Origin of the sequence: Sphingomonas sp. CFBP 13603 (genome assembly GCF_014892665.1) — a bacterium.
Lineage (GTDB): Bacteria > Pseudomonadota > Alphaproteobacteria > Sphingomonadales > Sphingomonadaceae > Sphingomonas.
Genome location: NZ_JADBIA010000009.1, coordinates 172,042 through 190,435 on the forward strand (window position 1 = coordinate 172,042; position 18,394 = coordinate 190,435).

At 64.0% G+C, this 18,394-nt stretch carries 11 protein-coding genes; 7 read left to right on the forward strand and 4 right to left on the reverse strand.

What is annotated here, in order from left to right:
- Positions 1-48 precede the first annotated feature (48 nt).
- From IFR23_RS14590 to IFR23_RS14605, 4 genes are all read left to right on the forward strand, one after another.
- Positions 49-2,589: a TonB-dependent receptor gene (locus tag IFR23_RS14590; RefSeq protein ID WP_192976530.1), complete on the forward strand. Its 2,541-nt coding sequence runs from the start codon at positions 49-51 to the stop codon at positions 2,587-2,589.
- A 73-nt stretch (positions 2,590-2,662) separates the two neighbouring features.
- Positions 2,663-4,048 carry a M20/M25/M40 family metallo-hydrolase gene (locus IFR23_RS14595; protein WP_192976531.1) on the forward strand — a complete coding sequence of 462 codons (1,386 nt, stop codon included), beginning with the start codon at positions 2,663-2,665 and terminating at the stop codon, positions 4,046-4,048.
- A gap of 207 nt (positions 4,049-4,255) precedes the next feature.
- Positions 4,256-5,329 carry a phosphatidylinositol-specific phospholipase C1-like protein gene (locus IFR23_RS14600; RefSeq protein ID WP_192976532.1) on the forward strand — a complete coding sequence of 358 codons (1,074 nt, stop codon included), beginning with the start codon at positions 4,256-4,258 and terminating at the stop codon, positions 5,327-5,329.
- Positions 5,329-6,057, forward strand: a complete 729-nt coding sequence (locus IFR23_RS14605; protein ID WP_192976533.1) for an acid phosphatase — start codon at positions 5,329-5,331, stop codon at positions 6,055-6,057. The genes IFR23_RS14600 and IFR23_RS14605 overlap by 1 nt, the downstream gene beginning before the upstream one ends.
- A gap of 32 nt (positions 6,058-6,089) precedes the next feature.
- On the opposite strand, the gene IFR23_RS14610 is transcribed toward IFR23_RS14605, so the two are convergent.
- The 4 genes from IFR23_RS14610 to IFR23_RS14625 form a co-directional block, all read right to left on the reverse strand.
- A complete protein-coding gene (locus IFR23_RS14610) occupies positions 6,090-8,771 on the reverse strand; it encodes a TonB-dependent receptor (protein WP_192976534.1) in 2,682 nt (893 codons plus the stop codon).
- A gap of 327 nt (positions 8,772-9,098) precedes the next feature.
- Positions 9,099-11,918: a TonB-dependent receptor gene (locus tag IFR23_RS14615; RefSeq protein WP_192976535.1), complete on the reverse strand. Its 2,820-nt coding sequence runs from the start codon at positions 11,916-11,918 to the stop codon at positions 9,099-9,101.
- A 223-nt stretch (positions 11,919-12,141) separates the two neighbouring features.
- Positions 12,142-12,351, reverse strand: coding sequence for a hypothetical protein (locus IFR23_RS14620; RefSeq protein ID WP_192976536.1), 210 nt, complete (start codon positions 12,349-12,351; stop codon positions 12,142-12,144).
- Positions 12,348-12,683 (reverse strand): hypothetical protein, encoded by a 336-nt coding sequence (locus IFR23_RS14625; RefSeq protein WP_244655701.1) that lies wholly within the window; start codon positions 12,681-12,683, stop codon positions 12,348-12,350. Before IFR23_RS14625 ends, IFR23_RS14620 begins: the two co-directional genes overlap by 4 nt.
- 226 nt (positions 12,684-12,909) lie before the next feature.
- Here IFR23_RS14625 and bamA point away from each other — a divergent pair, with 226 nt between their 5' ends.
- The 3 genes from bamA (at position 12,910) to IFR23_RS14640 (ending at position 17,958) form a co-directional block, all read left to right on the forward strand.
- A complete protein-coding gene (gene bamA / locus IFR23_RS14630) occupies positions 12,910-15,528 on the forward strand; it encodes an outer membrane protein assembly factor BamA (RefSeq protein ID WP_192976537.1) in 2,619 nt (872 codons plus the stop codon).
- 112 nt (positions 15,529-15,640) lie between these two features.
- The gene (locus IFR23_RS14635; RefSeq protein ID WP_192976538.1) at positions 15,641-16,414 is read left to right on the forward strand and encodes a hypothetical protein; all 774 of its coding nucleotides are present in this window, start codon (positions 15,641-15,643) and stop codon (positions 16,412-16,414) included.
- 86 nt (positions 16,415-16,500) lie between these two features.
- Positions 16,501-17,958: a tetratricopeptide repeat-containing sulfotransferase family protein gene (locus IFR23_RS14640; protein WP_192976539.1), complete on the forward strand. Its 1,458-nt coding sequence runs from the start codon at positions 16,501-16,503 to the stop codon at positions 17,956-17,958.
- Positions 17,959-18,394 lie beyond the last annotated feature (436 nt).

An 18,394-nucleotide genomic window follows, 5' to 3' on the forward strand; every position in this document is an offset into this window, starting at 1 on the left:
GCGCCGCAACACAGGTTGCGGACACAAATCGTCGTGGGGGCAACGGGCATGCACATAATCGATCGTCGCGTAGTCATCGCGTCGCTCCTGGCGTCATCTGCCATCGTTTCGCCAGCCATTGCGCAGACCGCGACCACCGCTGTGCCGACCCCGGACGCCGCCGCGCCTCAGGCAGGCGAATATGAGGGCGACATCGTCGTCACCGCGCAGAAGCGCGACCAGAACATCCAGAACGTCCCGATCAGCATCCAGGCGATCGGCACGAAGCGGCTCGACGATCTGAACATCTCGAACTTCAACCAGTATACGCAGTTGCTGCCGTCGGTGTCGTTCCAGACGACGCAGCCGGGGTCGACCGTCGTCTACATGCGCGGCGTCGCGTCGGGTGGCGACGGCAATCATTCGGGCCCGCTGCCCTCGGTCGGCACGTATCTCGACGAGCAGCCAGTGACGACGATCGGCGGTACGCTCGACGTCCACATCTACGACATCGCCCGGATCGAGAGCCTCGCCGGGCCACAGGGTACGCTGTACGGCGCGTCGTCCGAAGCCGGTACGATCCGCATCATCACCAACAAGCCCGACACCAGCGGCTTCTACGGCCGCGTCGATGGCGAGGTGAACAGCGTCAAGTCGGGCGGCATCGGCAGCAAGATCGAGGGCATGCTCAACATGCCACTGTCGCAATCCGCGGCGCTGCGCGTGGTCGGGTTCTACCAGCGCGACGCAGGCTATATCGACAACGTCGCCGGCTGCCGCAGCTATCTGCCCGAACCGACCCCGACCTCGTGCACATCGGCCAATGGCGGCATCGTCGTCGACAACGCCGCGTTCGTGAAGAAGAACTACAACGACACCGAGACCTATGGCGGCCGCGCGGCGCTGAAGGTCGATCTCGACAGCAACTGGACCGTGACGCCGACCGTCCTGTACCAGGAACAGCGCAACCATGGCACCTATGGCTACGACCCGAAGGTCGGCGATCTCCAGGTCCAGCATTTCTTTCCCGAATTCCGCCGCGATCGCTTCATCCAGGGCGCGCTGACGATCGAGGGCAAGGTCGGCAACTGGGACGTGACCTATGCTGGCGCGTATCTCGATCGGAAGACGTATACGTCGAGCGACTATACCGATTACGCCGAAGCGTATGACTCGGCGTATTCCTCGGTCGGCGGGCTTGCCGGCTATTTCTATTACCAGGACAATGCCGGCCGGACGATCGACCCGCGCCAGAAGATCATCGGCACCGATCACTTCAAGAAGACCAGCCAGGAACTGCGCGTCGCATCGCCCGTCGAGGACCGGTTCCGGATCGTCGCCGGCGCGTTCTACCAGCGCCAGACCAACGCGATCTTCCAGGATTACCAGATCGCCAATCTCGGCACCGCGGTGTCGGTCAACGGCTCGCCGGGCACCTTGTGGCTGACCAAGCAGGAGCGCGTCGACAAGGATTACGCGATGTTCGGCGAGGCAAGCTTCGACATCCTGCCGAACCTGACCGCGACCGCGGGTGGCCGCGCGTACATCTACGACAATTCGCTGATCGGCTTCTACGGGTTCGGGCGCAATCCGGCGGTCGATCCGGACGATGGACGGCCCTTCACGGCGACGCCGTTCAATGCCGCGGGCAGTAGCCAGACGGGCGTCGCAGGCTGTTATCTGGCGAACGGCCAGACCCTGCGCCAAGCATATCTGAACGGCGGCGACACCTCCGCCCTGCTGCCCGCAGCGGTATCGGGCTCGCCCTGTACCAACCTCGCGACGTACACGACCACCGGGCTGATCCCGAAGCGGACGCAGGGGCAAGGCGCGACCTATCGCTTCAACCTGACGTTCAAGCCGAGCGACAAGGTGCTCGCCTATGCCACCTTCTCGCGCGGCTTCCGGCCGGGCGGGATCAACCGTCGCGGCGACGTCGCGCCCTATGATGCGGATTTCCTGACCAATTACGAGCTTGGTTTGAAGACGACGCTGTTCGATCGTCTCCGGTTCAACGCGTCGATCTATCAACAGGCCTGGGACAAGTTCCAGTTCTCGTTCCTCGGGGAGAACAGCTTCACGGTCATTCAGAACGGACCGAACGCGCGCATCCGCGGCGCGGAAGCCGATGCGAACTTCTCGACCGGCGGCCTGTCGGTGACCGCGGCGGCGGCCTATACCGATGCCAAGACCCGCAACGATCTGTGCGCTAAGCCAGTCTGTGCCGTCGGGGAAACGCCGCTCGCCGACAAAGGCACGCGCCTGCCGATCACGCCGCGCTTCAAGGCGAGTGGGACGGCGCGCTACAGCGTCCCGGTCGGCACCGCGAAGGCCTATATACAGGGGCTGGTTGCGCATCAGAGTTCGGCATCTGCGGACATCCGGACGGTCCAGGCTGCGAGTTTCGGCCGGCTCAAGGCCTATACGACGGCGAATGCGTCGATCGGCGCGGAGCTTTCCGGCTACACGCTCGAGCTGTTCGTCCAGAATTTGTGGGACGAACGCGCGCAATTGTCGCGGTTCCAGCAATGCGGGACGTGTTCGCAACGCACCTACATCGTGAGCAGTACGCCGCGCACGATCGGCCTGCGTGCAGGCGCGAAATTCTAGGGTAGACGCGCTGCGACGGTTGCGATCCTCCCCTGCGCGGGGGAGGATGAGTTTTCTTCGAGGAACGATGACGATGACGTCCAAGATCAAGCTTCTTCTGGCCTGCACGGCCGTGATGACCGCGCTGCCCGCAACGGCACAGACGCAGGCTGCCGCCACCAACGGTCTCGAAATCGCCAAGAAAATGATCGCGTTTCGCAGCGTGCGCGGCCCCGGCAACCAGACTCCGCAACTCGCCGCGTATCTGAAGGCGACACTGGTCGCGGGCGGCTTTCCGGCAAGCGACGTGACGATCACGCCGGTCGACGACACCGCGTATCTGATCGCGACATGGAAGGGCAGCGATCCGGCGCTGAAGCCGATCGTCGTCTCCGGGCATATCGACGTGGTCGAGGCCAAGCCCGCCGACTGGCAGCGTGATCCGTTCACCGCGGTGGTCGAGAACGGCTATCTCTACGGCCGCGGCGCGACCGACATGAAGCTCGACGCCGCGCTCGCGATCGCGACGCTGCTCGACATGAAGAAGGCGGGATATACGCCCAAGCGCGGCATCGTCCTCGCGCTGTCCGGTGACGAGGAAACCGTGATGAAGACGTCGTCGCTGATCGCCGACCGGTTGAAGGCCAGCGAGATGGCGCTCAACATCGACGGCGGCGGCGGGCTGTATGCGGAAAACGGCAAGGCCGAGTATTTCACGATCGGCGCCGCCGAAAAGACCTATGCCGACTTCCAGCTCGAGGTGACGAACCCCGGCGGTCACTCGTCCGCGCCGCGAAAAATCAACGCGATCAACGAGTTGTCGGCGGCATTGGTAAAGATCGGCGCCTATCGCTTCACGCCGCAGCTGTCGCCGATCACCAAGGGCTATTTCGAGGGCGTTGCGCCACGCCAGACGCCCGAACTCGGCGCCGCGATGCGCGCGTTCGTCGCCAATCCCGCCGACCAGAAGGCGATCGAGACGCTCGCTGCCAACACCGGGTATGTCGGGCAGATCGGCACGACCTGCGTCACGACGATGGTCAATGGCGGCCACGCGCTGAACGCGCTTCCCCAGCGCGCGACCGCGAACATCAACTGTCGCATCTTCCCGGGCGTGAAGCCCGCGACCGTCATGGCCGAACTGGCGAAGGTCGCGGCCGACCCCGGCGTGAAGTTCAGCGACGTCACCGAAGGCTCGAACCCGACCGACGCCTCGCCGCTGCGCGCCGACCTGACCGGCGCGGTCAAGGCGGCGATGGGCAAGATCCGGCCCGGTGTGCCGGTCTTCCCGAGCATGTCGGCGGGTGCGAGCGATTCGATGTGGTACCGCTCGGTCGGCGTACCGAGCTACGGCGTCAGCCCGATCTTCATCAAGCAGTCGGACGATTTCAGCCACGGCCTCAACGAACGCACCCCGATCGACAACATCCCGCTCGCGGTCACCTATTATCGCTCGCTGTTCACCGATCTGACCAAATAGCGCGAAGACCCGCCGTGCGGCCAGGCCACCGCGCGGCGGACATCGTGACACGTCCTGCCTCGCGTGGTCACGGCGACGTCATGAAACCGTCCCGCCACTGTCACGACCCGACCCCATAGCGCCGGACGACGTCCGCCTGCACGACCGATCTTCGATCGTGCGGTACGGGGCGTGGCGTCGTTCGAATTGAGATCGGGGACTACGGACATGACGCGATCGATCGTGGCGGGACTCGCCATCGCACTCCTTACCCAGTCGGCGGGCGCACGCGACAGGCCGATGCCGCTCCGGGTCAACGACGTTGCGGTGATCGGCACGCACAACAGCTACAAGCAGCCGATGCCTGCCGCGACGATGGCAAAGGTCCGTGCGATCGACCCGGCGATGGCCGATGCGCTCGATTACTCGCACCTCAGCCTCGTCGAACAGCTCGATGCCGGCGCACGGCAACTCGAGATCGACGTGAACTACGATCCGCAGGGCGGGCATTACGCGCGAGGCTCCGACGATCCGAAGCTCAAGCGGCCGGGCTTCAAGGTGCTGCACATCCCCGGCATCGACAACGCATCGAGCTGCGTCCTGCTGACCGAATGCCTGACGATCATTCGCGACTGGTCGGCAAAGCATCCACGTCACGTACCGATCCTGCTGATGTTCAACGCGAAGGACGAGCAGAACGCCGCGCGTGGCGGGATCGATGCGCTGCCGTTCGACGAGGCGGCATATGATGCGCTTGATGCGGAGATCCGCTCGGTGATGACGCCCGCCAAGCTGATCGTGCCTGACGACGTACAGGGCCGCTATCCGACGCTCCGGGAGGCGGTGCTGGCGGACAACTGGCCGTTGCTGGAGGCATCGCGCGGGAAATTCCTGTTCGCGCTGGACGAACCGCCGGCCAAGGTCGCAGTGTACCGCGGCAAGCGGCGCTCGCTCGAAGGGCGCGTGTTCTTCATCAACACGGACGAAGCCTCGCCCGCGGCCGCCTATCTGACACTCAACGATCCGGTTCGTGACGCAGCGCGCATCCGCAGCGATGTCGCTGCCGGCTTCATCGTCCGCACACGCGCCGACGCCAATACGCGCGAGGCCCGCGCCAACGACACCGTCCCGCGCGACACCGCGCTGGCGGGCGGCGCGCAATATGTCTCCACCGACTATCTCTGGCCCGATCCGCGCCTCGCCGGTGGCTATCACGTCGCGCTGCCCGGCGGGCTGATCGCGCGCTGTAATCCCGTGCGCCGTCCCAAGGGCTGCGGCGATCTCGACAAGGGTATCAAATGATGCGGACGCTCGCTCTCCTGGCCGTGCTGGCGCTGGCCACCGGCGCGACCGCATCGACCGACTATCTGCTCGACCAGCCGATGCCGGACCTGATGAAAGTCCTCCCCGCCCCGCCCAAGCCAGGCTCGCCGCAAAACGTCGACGATCGCGCGACATTCCGCCAGACACGCGCGTTGCTCGGCACGCCGCGCGGCGACATGGCGACGCGCGACGTGACCGACGATCGCCTTACCGTCTTCGCCTGTGCGATCGGGCGCAAGCTGGACGCGACGTCATCCCCTGCCCTCACCCGCATCTTCGCTCGGATGGGTGACCAGGGCATGGTCGGGCGCGCCAAGGACGGCTTTGCGGTGCGACGCCCGTATCTCACCGACGACCTGCCGATCTGCGAACCCAAGACCGCGCATCTGGCGGGTAACGGCGATTACCCGTCGGGGCATACGACGTCGGGCTGGTCCGCGGCACTGATCCTGGCCGAACTGATGCCGTCGCGTGCGACGCAGATCCTGCGCCGCGGACGCCAATATGGCGAAAGCCGGTATATCTGTGGATCGCACAGCAAAAGTGCGGTCGAGGCGGGCTATATGGCAGGCTCGGTCTTGGTCGCGATGCTGCACACCTCCGCCGGCTTCCGACGCGACATGGATGCTGCACGCACCGAACTCGCCGCCGCCGCCGGCACCGCACCTAACCCGGCACGATGCCTGACGGAGGCCGGCGCGGAGTAAGGGCGTTACCCCCTGCCACGCCGGCCTGCGGGTCAGAATTCGGCCCGCACACCGAACAGCACGGTCCGGCCCCAGTAGTTGATCTCGCCGAACCGCACGTCCTTGTCGTTATACGTGTAAAGATGCGCGCCCGACAGGTTGATCGCCTCGAGGCTGAACGTCACCCGGTCGGTCGCCTTGAGCGAGATGTTGCCGTCGAGCGATCCGAACGGCGCGGTATAGACCGGTGCCTGCGTCGTGCTGCCGGTGCCCGACAGATACCGGTCGCGCCAGACATAGGAGAGCCGCGTCGAGATCGGCCCCTTCTCGTAGAAGCCGGTGATGTTGGCGCTGTTCTTCGACAACCCGATCAGCTCGTCGCGGATCGGCCGCGCGCCCGCGGTGTAGCTCGCCTTGACCGAGGTGTGCGTATAGGATGCCTGCACGCCGAGACCGTCGAACGGCGCGGGCAGGAAGGTGAAGACCTGGTTGTACGCCGCCTCGACACCGTACACCTTGGCATCGCCGCCATTGACCTGCGTCGAGAGCAGCACCGTGCCGCGGCCGGGGATCTCGATGTTGACGTTCTGCTGCGTGATATAGTCGTCCATCGCCTTGTAGAACACCGCGCCCGTCAGCGAACCCGCGCGATTGAAATACCATTCGAGCGATCCGTCGAACTGCGTGGCGAGGAACGGCACCAGCTGCGGATTACCGCCGCTCGCGGTCGGCGCGTCGGTCGACACGGTGATCCGCGGCGCGCTGTCGGTGACGTTCGGGCGGGTCAGCACGCGGCTCGCGGCGAGACGGCCGATGAGGTCATGCGTCAGTTCGGCGCGCAGGTTGAAGCTCGGCAACCAGTTGTTGAACGTCTTGGGGAAACTTGCCGGCGTCGCGACATTGCCCGTGGTCAGCGTACCGCTCGCGACCTGATCGGTGTGGACATAGCGCACGCCGACATTCCCGGTGACCGGCACTGCGCCGACATCGAAGCCGTAATCGGCGCGGGCATACGCGCCCAAGATCTTTTCCTTCACGACGAACGACGAGCGCAGATCGCCTGCGGTCAGCGCCGACGCCTGCACCGCGGGGGTGAAGAACGCGTCGAGATAGGCCTGCGTGACGGGCACCAGGAACTGGCGCAGCGTGTTGCCCGAGACGCCCTTCAGAAAATCGTCGTATGGCAGTTGCTCGTACGCCCCCGTTCCGAGGCTCGACAGAGGCGTGTTGGCTGCTGGATTGACGTTGAAATCGCGGCGGAAATAGTCGCGCTTGCGCCAGTGATATTCGCCACCGACGGCCAGCTTGGTCAGGAATCCGTCGAAATCATAGGCGAGATCGGCGCGGGTGTAGAAATCCCAGTCCTTGCTGTTCTTGGGCGCGATGTTGAACTGGTAGAGCTGGTAATTGGCGGGATTGGTCGGATCGACCGTCGTCGTGAAGGTCGGGATAGCCTTGTATCCCGCCGATGCATCATAGGTCAGCGGCGCGAAGAAGATCGCGCGGCTGCGTACCGTGCCCTCGTTGTAATCGGGGTGATAGCTGTGCGCGCTCGACCAGTTGACGTTGCCCGACGCGTGCCAGCGGTCCGAGTTCCAGGTCTGGCGCAGGCCGATATTGAGCAGGTCGTGCCGGTTGAGGCTGTATTCGCGCGACGCCATGAAACGCACGTCGTTGATCGTCGCGCCGACCACCGTATCGCCGTCGAGCTTGACGCTGCCGGGCACGATCACCGGGCGATGCCCCGCGACGCTCGCGTCGTCGGGATAGATGTCGAGGCCGAACTCGTCATAGGCCACGTCGAGCCGGGTCGCGAGAATGTCGAGCGTCGTCTCGAATTCGGCATTCGGCTTCCACTGCGCGGAGACCATGCCCGAGATACGCTTGCGGTTCTCGGTCTCGATCGTCGGGCGCGTGCGCGTCGGCGTATAGAGACCGGTCGCGAGACCACCTGCTGCGGGCGCCGTGAACCTGTTGAGGTTCCACCCGAAATTGAGAAAGCGATCGTTGCGGACCGCCTTTTCCCAATATTGCGCCCCCGCCAGGATACCGAACGTGCCGCTGGCGTTCGTCGCGCTCGTGATGACCGTCGCGTTCGGCTTCACCTTGTCGGTCTGGCTCGTATAGGTGCCGCGCAGGTTGACCGTCGTCTTGTTGCCGACGTCGAGCGGGTGGAACGTCTTCACGTCGATGTTACCGCCGAGCGCGCCTTCGGTCATGTTCGCGGTCGGCGTCTTCACGACGTCGATGCTCGAGGTGAATTCGGCGGGCAGCATCTCGAAACGGAACTGGCGACCGTTGGCGCCGCCATTCTCGATCATGTCGTTCAAGGCGACCGTGCTGCCGTTGAGCAGCGTGCTCTGGAACTGCGGCCCGAGCCCGCGGACGCTGACGTACAGCCCCTCGCCGCGCGGGCGGGTGATGGTGACGCCCGGGATCATCTGGAGCGCTTCGGCGACATTCTGCGTCGGGAACTTGCCGATGTCGGTCGAACTGATTGAGTCGACGCCGTAGTCGGCGCGGCGCTTCGTCTCGGTCGCTGCGCGAAGGCTGCGCGCGTAGCTGCCGGTGACGACGATCTCGCCATTTTCGTCGGTGCCGTCGTCGCCGGGAGCCGGCTGGTCGGCGCGCTTCGGAGCGTCCGCCTGCACCTGCGCCTGAGCCTGCGCGGTCGCCGCCCCCGTCAGCAAGATGAGTGAAACCGATGCCCGAAGCAGGCCCTTGACCATACGCATTGTAGAAAGTCCCCCGTGGCGACGCTGCCACTCCCGGCGCCATTACGTCCGGTTCGGGTCAATTTTGCGAAGCGTTCGAGACAGTATCGTTACGGGTTGCGACACGGTGCCGACGTCTGCGACGAACCGGACACGCTTTGCGGTCCATCGCGCATGCATGACGCCCGATACCGGGGTGATACCGGGGCGGACCGGGCAACCGATGCTCCGCTGACGCACGAATACCCCGCGATCGTGGCCGATGGCGGGGTATCCGGCTCACTCATACGACGAGGGCGGTTGCCCACGCTCCTCCCCCGCTGAGGGGAGGGGCGCGATGGTCCGGTCCTAGAACTTGATGTTCGTGCTGACGAAGAACGCACGACCATAAGGGTCGTAGGTCGACGGGTAGGTGTTCGCCTGCTCCTGGTTGTCGCCCAGGATCGGCGGCTGCTTGTTGAAGATGTTGTTGACGCCGACCGTCCAGGTGAAGCCCGGCTTGACGTCGAACGACGTGGTGAGGTCGAAGTAGTTGTAGGCCTTGATCTTCTCGACCGCATAGACGGTGCCGCTGTCGTCGTCCTTGACCGGCGACAGGTAGCGATACAGCACCGACACGGTCACGGGGCCGGTCGAGTAGGTCGTACGAGCCGAGAGGCGCCATTTCGCATAGGGATTGCCGCACGTCTGGCCGAACTTGCCCGCGCAGTTGATCGTCAGATCGGGGATCGCCGCCAGCGGGTTGTAGTCGAAGGCGATCAGGCGCGTGCCGCTGATCCGGAAATCGACCTTGCTGGTCGCGCTGCCGAATGCACCGAAGTTCAGCGGCATGCCGTAACGAGCCTCGAAATCGACGCCCCGGGTCGTCACGCCACCGGTGTTCGCCAGCGTGTTGGCGGCATCGGTGATCGCATAGCTGTTCGAATCGCGCGGCAGCGATGCGCAATAGCTCGAGTCATACGGCGTATACCCATTGTCCGCATCGCCGTAGCAGGCGCGGATCAGGTTCGTCGTGCCGACCGTCGAGATATAGTTGGCGATCTTGATCTTGTAGTAATCGGCGGTGAACGAGAAGCCGGGCAGGAAGCGCGGCTGGAGGACGATGCCCGCCGTATACGTGTCGGAGGTTTCCTCGCGGAGCGCGGGGTTGCCGCCATTGACCGTCTGGATCTGCGTGCTGCCGCCGTCATAGGCGGTGCCGATCAACGCGGCCGGAACACCGGTCGCGACGCAGCTCGCGTTCAGGTTGGTGTTGGTGAGCGCGATCGCGGTAGTGCAGGGATCGGTCGCCGCCGGGAAGTCCTGCGCCGAACCGCTGTAGAGATCCGACACGGTCGGTGCGCGAACCGCCCGCGAATATTGGCCGCGCAGCGAGATGTCGTCGATCAGCGACCAGACCACGCCACCCGAATAGGTGTTCACCGATTTCGCCGCGGTCGAATAATAGGAATAGCGATAGGCGCCATTCACTTCGAGCTTCTTGATGAACGGGATGTTCGCCAGCAACGGCACCGCGACTTCGGTATAGGCTTCCTTCACGTCATAGCCGCCGCTCAGGCCTTCGCCCGCGTTGAAGCCGACGACGTCGCCCGACGACAGCGCGAAGTCGGGATTGTAGCTGCCGTGCTCGCGGCGATATTCGGTGCCGAACACGATGCCGACCGGGCCCGCGCCGAGATCGAACAGGTTGCGGTTCGAGATCGACGCGCTGGCGACCTGCTCGCTGATCGTGCTGGTGTTCTGCACCGGGATGGTGATGAACGCCGCTGCCGCCGCACTGATGTTGCCCGCACCGTAGATGTTCAGCGGGACGCAGCCGTTGCTGGTATCCGAGCAGACCAGGTTGCCACTGGCATCATAGCTGGTGCGCAGTGCCTGCAGCACGCGGCTGTTGGAGACGTTGCCGATCTGCGTCTCGATCGATTTCGTGCGCGAATAGCTGTAATACGCGTCGTAGTTCCAGCCGCCGCCGATATCGCCATTGGCGCCCAGCACCGCACGATAGGCCGTGTTGTCGAGGCTCGATACGCGATCGCCGACTTCGGTCAGGCGGCGATAGATGGTCGAGGTGACATAGCCGTCGCCGTCGGTGTCGAGGCCCTTGAGCAAAGCCTGCGATCCGGGCGACAGGAACGATGAATCCGCATCGATCTCCACCGATCCGGTGTACGGCGTCGGCGCCAGCTTGTTCTTGACGCGGTTGTTGATGAACTGGCCTTCGGCATAGACGGTCAGCGCGGGGCTGACCTCGTAATGCGTCTGCGCGCTCATCAGGAACCGCTCCTGCGGGACCTGGAGGTAATTCGACGGCGCGTAATTGTACGCGTCGGTCGTCGAATCATACGGGGTATAGCTGCCGTCGGTCTCGAACTTGCGATTGACGCCGCCGATCGCGAACCGCGTGCCCTCGATCGAACCCGAGCCGCCGGCGATCAGGCCGCCCTCCCCATCGTCGACCTGCGCCTGCTTCGAATAGTCGCGGGCCGACTGGAGGATGCCGTTGCGCTTGGTATAATCGAAATAGATCGTCGCATTGCCGCGGCCGTCTTCGAAATTGCCGCCCAGCAACAGGTTGCCGTTGAAGTTGCCGCCATCGCCCGCTTCGTTGATGCGGTAGTTCGCGTTCGCCTGGACGCCGCTGAAGTCCTTCTTCATCACGAAGTTGACGACGCCAGCGATCGCATCCGAACCATAGACTGCCGAACGGCCGCCGGTGACGATGTCGACGCGCTCGATCAGTGCGGCCGGGATGGTGTTCAGATCGACGATCTGGTTCGCGTCATAGGCGACGTAGCGGCGGTTGTTGACGAGCACGAGCGTACGCGTCGAGCCGAGCCCGCGCAGATCAGCCGTAGCGACGCCGCCGCCGGGATTGTTCGATGCGCCGGTGGTGCTCGGGATGAGCTGCGGCAGGTCCTTCAGGACGCTTTCGACGTTGATCTGGCCGGAAAGTGCGATCTCCTTCGCGCTCACCACCGAGATCGGCGACGCCTGCTTCAGGCTGTCGCCACCCAGGCGCGAGCCCGTCACGACGATCGTATCCCCATCTGCAGGCGCTGCCGGATCGGCGGGCGTTTCCACGGGTGCCACGGTCTGTGCATAGACCGGAGTAGCGACTCCAAGCAGAAGCGTAGACGCCAGAAGGCGCTTGCGAAAATCCAGACGCATGTCGGTACTCCCTGAACCGCAATCCCATGTATTGCGGCAATTTTGTGCAATTACGGATTGGTTCCGCGACTTTGGTCTGCGGCCGTAATCGGGGATCGACAATGCCTATTTGGTCATCGAAACGTCATCGACGGGATGTGTTGTACGGTCGGCACGGTTTGCTACGTTCTATTGCAGGATTACGGCTTCGCACGACGCGCGATGACGACGGAGACACACCGGCTCAGCCCGTCATCTCTCTCGGTGCCAGTTCGAACGGCGCATGCGACACCGTGGTCGGAGCGGTGCGCGCCACTCCGGCAAACACGATCCTCCCCGTGCCGCGAATGGCACCATAGGATGATGTCGCGCCGGTAATCGGCCAGGCGGGGATCGGCCAGGCGGGGATCGGCGCGGTGGGGATCGGCGCGGCGGAGACAGTTGCGCGCGTCATTGAAACGTCGCTCCGCTCGCCATCGCCTTGCTCGGGCTGAGCCCCTGCTGCTCGAGGAACTGGTTGAGCCCTGCGACGAGATCCTGCGCGGCGCCACTGGTCAACGCGACGCGACCGACGACGACGCGGTCGACCGATGGCGGCTGGCGCGCGTGATCGCAGCGTGCGCTCTCCAGCGTCAGCACGATGACGCCGTTCAGGTTCGCGAATCCCGATAGCCCGGTCGCGAAGACCTCGGGGGCGAAGGGGTTGTCGATCAACGCGGGCAACGCCGCTGACTGGGGCGACGACGGTTGGGGTTCCGACGGAACGCCCTTGATGGCGACACGCATGATGCTGCTCCTTGCAATTGGCGGGGGGCTGAACGAGCGCCCGCCGCGTGCCTAAGCCGCCAGAATGTCCGCGGCATTTCCCTCGCGACATCTCCGCGACACATCCCGGTGCGACTGCCAGTGAGCGGTTGGCGGATGTTGCAGCACTGTCGCCGATCGGACACCTTTCAACATCCCGAGGAAACATCCTCCGTCGATGCGCCCGGCTCACCCCGGAGATGCATGCATGATTTTCGATTTGGGCGCCGGTTCCATGGCCTGGGCCATCGCAGGAACACTGGCCACCGCGTCCGGCACCACGCCGCCGCAGGCCCCCAGCCTGCCCGGCAAACCCGCCCAACCGACCACGGGCACTGCCCCCGCCACGACCCGGACGATCAAGACTCTCCGCGTCGAGGGTGCACAGCGTATCGAAGCGGAAACGGTGCTGAGCTACACCAAGCTGCGGGTCGGCGTCCCCTACACCACGGAGACGCTCGACCAGGCGCTGAAGGACCTGCAAGCAAGCGACCTGTTCGCGGACTATTCGATCGCCGGCGTCGCGGATGGCAACATCGTCCTGCGCGTACGTGAGAACCCGATCATCAACCGCGTCATCATCGAGGGCAACAAGGCGCTGAAAAGCGACAAGATCACGAAAGAGATCAAGCTCGCGCCGCGCCAGATCTTCACGCGCACCGCGGTCCGCCAGGATGTTGCGCGGATCATCGAACTCTATCGCCGCCAAGGCCGGTTTGCGGCGGTGATCGACCCCAAGATGGTGACGCTGGACCAGAATCGCGTCGACGTCGTCTTCGTGGTCAGCGAAGGGCCCAAGTCGAAGGTCCGCCAGATCAATATCCTGGGCAACACCGTATTCTCCGATACGCAGATCCGCGCGCAGATGGCGACCAAGCAGGCCCGGTTGAGCCGCCTGCTGTCGTCGGCCACCAGCTACGACCAGGATCGCCTGTCGTACGACCAGCAGAAGCTCCGCCAGTTCTACCTGACGCAGGGCTATGCGGATTTCCGCGTGACCTCGGCCGTTGCCGAGCTGACGCCGGACAAGAAGGACTTCATCATCACCTACGTGGTGGAGGAAGGGAAACGCTACAAATTCGGCGACGTGAGCGTCGACAGCCAGATCCGCGAGTTCGACGGCAAGAAGCTCGCGGCCACGCTGCCGCTCAAGAAAGGCGACTGGTACAATGCCAAGCTGGTCGAGGATTCGGTCGACAATATCAGCCAGACCGCAGGCCTGTTCGGATACGCGTTCACCGAGGTGAACCCGGAGTTCCAGAAGGACGCCGACACGCTGACGATGGGCGTGAACTTCAATATCGCCGAAGCCAAGCGGACCTATGTCGAGCGGATCGAGATCAACGGCAACACGCAGACCAAGGACAAGGTCGTCCGGCGCGAGATCCGTCTGGCCGAGGGCGACGCGTTCAACAGCTTCCAGGTGAAGCGCTCCGAGGACCGGATCAATTCGCTGGGCTATTTCCAGGACAAGATGGCCATCAAGCAACTCCCCGGCTCGGCCCCCGACCGCGTCGTGCTGGAGACCGATCTCGAGGAGAAATCGAGCGGCGAGCTGCAGCTCTCGGCGGGCTATTCCAGCCTCGAAAGCTTCATCGCTACCGCGAACATCACGCAGCGCAATTTCCGCGGCATGGGCCAGGAACTGCGCGCCGGGGTCAGCTATTCGGCGTATTCCAAGTCGGTCAATCTGGGTTTCACCGAACCGTATCTGTTCGACACCAACGTCGCGCTCGGCGGCGATCTCTTCCGCCGCGACTACAGCTCGTACAGCACGACCGGCGACAGCAACGACACGACCTACGAACAGGTCTCGACCGGTTTCCAGATCCGCGCCGCGGTCCCGCTCACCGAATATTGGTCCGCCACCGCGCGCTACGGATTGTCCTACGACCAGGTCACGCTCGATGCCGATACCTATTACACCAACGGCGTCTGCGATCCCGGGATCGCCGGCACGTATCTGTGCGACGCGGTCGGCAATCGCTGGACCTCGTCGATCGGCTATTCGCTGGTGTTCGACAGCACGAACAGCCGTACCCGACCGAGCAAGGGCAGCAAGTTCTCCGTCAGCCAGGATTTCGCGGGGCTCGGCGGCGACACCAAATACATCCGCAGCACCGCGAACTACACCAAATACATGGATCTGGGATCGAGCTTCATCCTCTCGGCGCATGCGGAGGGTGGCTATATCAAGGGGCTTGGTCAGGACGTGCGGCTGACCGATCGCTTCTATCTGGGCGATCCGCAGATGCGCGGCTTCGACATCCGCGGCGTGGGGCCCCGCGTGACGCGGACATATTACGACACGACGACGGTGCCCGCGACGCTGTCGAACACCAGCGGCACGACAACGCAGACCGCGCTCGGCGGCACCGCGTATTATCAGGCGCGTCTCGAACTCGAACTGCCGATGGGTGCCGGCGCACGCGAACTCGGCCTGCGTCCGTCGATCTACATGGACGTCGGTGCGGTATTCGGTGGCAAGACGCCCACGCTCGCCGACACCTGCGCTACCGCCAACGCAGCCTCGGTCGCGTGCGTCGCCGGCACGCGCCAATATACCGACGGCTCCGGCAATCTGCTGTATCTCGATGCCGCGGGTGCCAGCACGACCACCAACACCGGCACGCCGTACACCTACGCGCTCGGCACTTATAAGGAGACCTATTCGGGGAACACCGCGAGCCCGCGCCTGTCGGTCGGCATCGGCGTCAACTGGACCTCGCCATTCGGTCCGCTGCGGATCGACCTTGCCAAGGCGCTGCTGAAGGCACCGGGTGACGACAGCAAGCTGATCACCTTCAATATCGGCGGGCAATTCTGAGTCCTGCGCGTTCGCGTGCCCGATTATTGTGCGCCGCGGCAATAATTCGCGACCGTCTGAATCATTGCCTCTACTTTCTAGGCCTCTCTGGCCGCCGCGCAGGAAGATCCAGTTGTCGGACGTACTTCCAGGCGAGACCACCATCCGCACGATCGACTTTACCGGCGAGCAGCTCGGCTATCCCAAGGCACGGCGTACCTACAAGGCGGTGACGGTCACCTTCGACCGCGATTTCGACGGCGTCTGGAGCCTCAACGGTTCGTACACCTACTCGAAGAACAAGGGTAACACCGAGGGCGGTGTCCGGTCCGACAACGGTCAGACCGACTCCAGCCTGACCACGGCATTCGATCAGCCTGGGTTGACGAACGGCGCTTACGGGTATCCCCCAACCGACAACCGCCACAAGTTCAAGCTGTATGGATCGTACGCGCCCACCAACTGGCTGACCCTCGGAGCGAACTTCTCGGCCCAGTCGCCCCGCCGCTTCGGGTGTCTTGGACGCGTTCCGGACGCTGTCGACGCGTTCGCCGGCGTATACGGTGCCGCTGGCTTCTACTGTAACGTCAATACCGACGGCTCGATCAGGACGACCCCGTTCGCAGCGGGCGAGGCCGTTCCCGAGCGTCAGTTGACGCCACGCGGTTCGGTCATAAAGTCGGATTGGCAAACGACCACGAACATCACGGCGGCGATCAAGGTGCCATCCGACCTGTTCAGCGGCACGTTCCGGATCGACGTGTTCAACGTCTTCAACGAGAAGGCGGTACTGGACGTGCGCGAACTCGGCACGCAGGCCAACGGCGCGCCTCGCGTCGATTTCGGTACGCCGGTCAGCTATCAGGCTCCCCGCTACATTCGCTTCCAGCTGGGCTTCGACTTCTAGGCGAAAACCCGCGCAACGCGGAAAGGGAGTCGACGATCGTCGGCTCCCTTTCTGCGTTCGATGTCATTTCGGGAAGCTACACATCGATGGCCACCGCCGCTGATTTCATCGCCGCACTCAATCGTCGCGATCGGCCCGCTGCCGTCGATGCAGCCAACCGCCTGGTTGCGAGCAATGCCATGCTTGGCGATCAATGGCAGGCGATCGCTCGGTTCGCCGTTCGCGTCGCGGAATGGCCCCTCGCGATCGATGCGATGCGCCGCTTCGTCGCGCGCAAGTCAGGCGATCTCGATCGCACGCTTCAACTTGCAGACATTTTCGCCAGCGCCGGCCGTCTCGACGACGCAATCGCGTTGATCGCGCCCTTGGCTCAGCGCGCGCCAGGCGATGCGCGATTGCACCACCTGCTGGGCACGGCATATATCCAGGTCGGTAACGTTGCGTCGGGACTCGATCACCTCAACGCGGCGGCTCGGATCTGGCCTGCCTCCGGCATGACCTGGCTCGCGATCGCCAGTGCGCAACGCTATGCATCCGGATCTACGGCGTTCGCGGCATTGCTGGCCGCAGACCGGGATACGGCGCGTGCCGCCCTAACTGCACGTGCGGCGTACCTGTATGCAATGGGCAAGGCGTGGGACGATCTCGGCGAATATGATCGCGCGTTCGACGCGTTCGACGTGGGTGCGACGTTGATGCGGGGCGAACGTCCATGGGATGCCGATGGCGACGAGGCGGCAGCGCTCGCGTTGGTGAAGGAGTTGGATCGGTCATGGCTGGACGAGGCCGCGCTGCCCGACCTGGGACCAACCGGCCCGATCTTCGTCACCGGTCTCCCGAGATCCGGGACAACCCTGCTGGATCAAATCCTGGCAAGTCATTCCGCAGTCTCGAGTGGTGGGGAATTGAACTTGCTCGAGGTCGCGACTGGCGACGCTGGCGGGAGTGTTGCCAGCACGGTCCGCAGGCATTTCGAGACCACGTTGGACGCCGAGACAGCCTGGAGCCCAATCGGCCCCCTGTACCGGCATCTGGTCGAGCAGCGCGGGGCACATAGCGCGCGGTTCGTAGACAAGAGCCTCGATACGAGCCGCTATGCCGGGTTGATCCGCCTTGCGATGCCGGATGCCCGCCTGATCTGGATTCGTCGCGATCCTCTGGATACCGCGTGGTCGTGCTTCCGGACCTATTTCAGCCAGGGCTTGGGTTGGACGTTCGGGTTCGACACCATAGCCCGGCATTTTGCGGCCGAGGATGTGCTGTTCGAACACTGGAGTGGCGCGTTAGGTTCGCGGTTGCTCGTGGTGCCGTATGAGGCGCTCGTCCAGGACATCGATGAATGGGTTCCGCGTATTGCGCGCCACGCGGGGTTGGCTTTCGAACCGGCCATGCTCGACTTTCACCGTTTGAAACGGTCGGTGACGACGGCAAGCGTCGCCCAGGTTCGCCAGCCCCTCTATCAACGCGCAGTGGGCGTTCGGCGCCTTACGCCGCACGGTTGGCGCCGTTCGTGGCAGACTACGCACAAGCCAAGGCTGCACTAGCTTCTAAGGTCCCGGTCGATGATCGGGCGTAGGCGCGTTCGCCATCCTTACCCTGCCACCACGCGCGTCCCAGGCGGGAGCTACGGAAATCGGCTCGGCATGCTCGCCTTTCCTCGTCTCATCCGAAGGGCGCCGAAATCTACCGCTATGTGCCCGCGATATTACAGAACGATATGTCGACGGTGGATTCGACGGTAGCTTCGCTATCCGGAAAACCATCTCACCGACGATTAAGAACGGCGCATGCCTTTGAGCAGGAATGCGGTCATTTGATAAAGCCTCACGGGAGCTGAAATTCCCAGCGGCGTGCAGCCCGAACGCACGAAAGCCCCGGGCCGAGTGGCCTGGGGCTTTCGTGGTGTATGGTTGCGGGGACAGGATTTGAACCTGTGACCTTCAGGTTATGAGCCTGACGAGCTACCGGGCTGCTCCACCC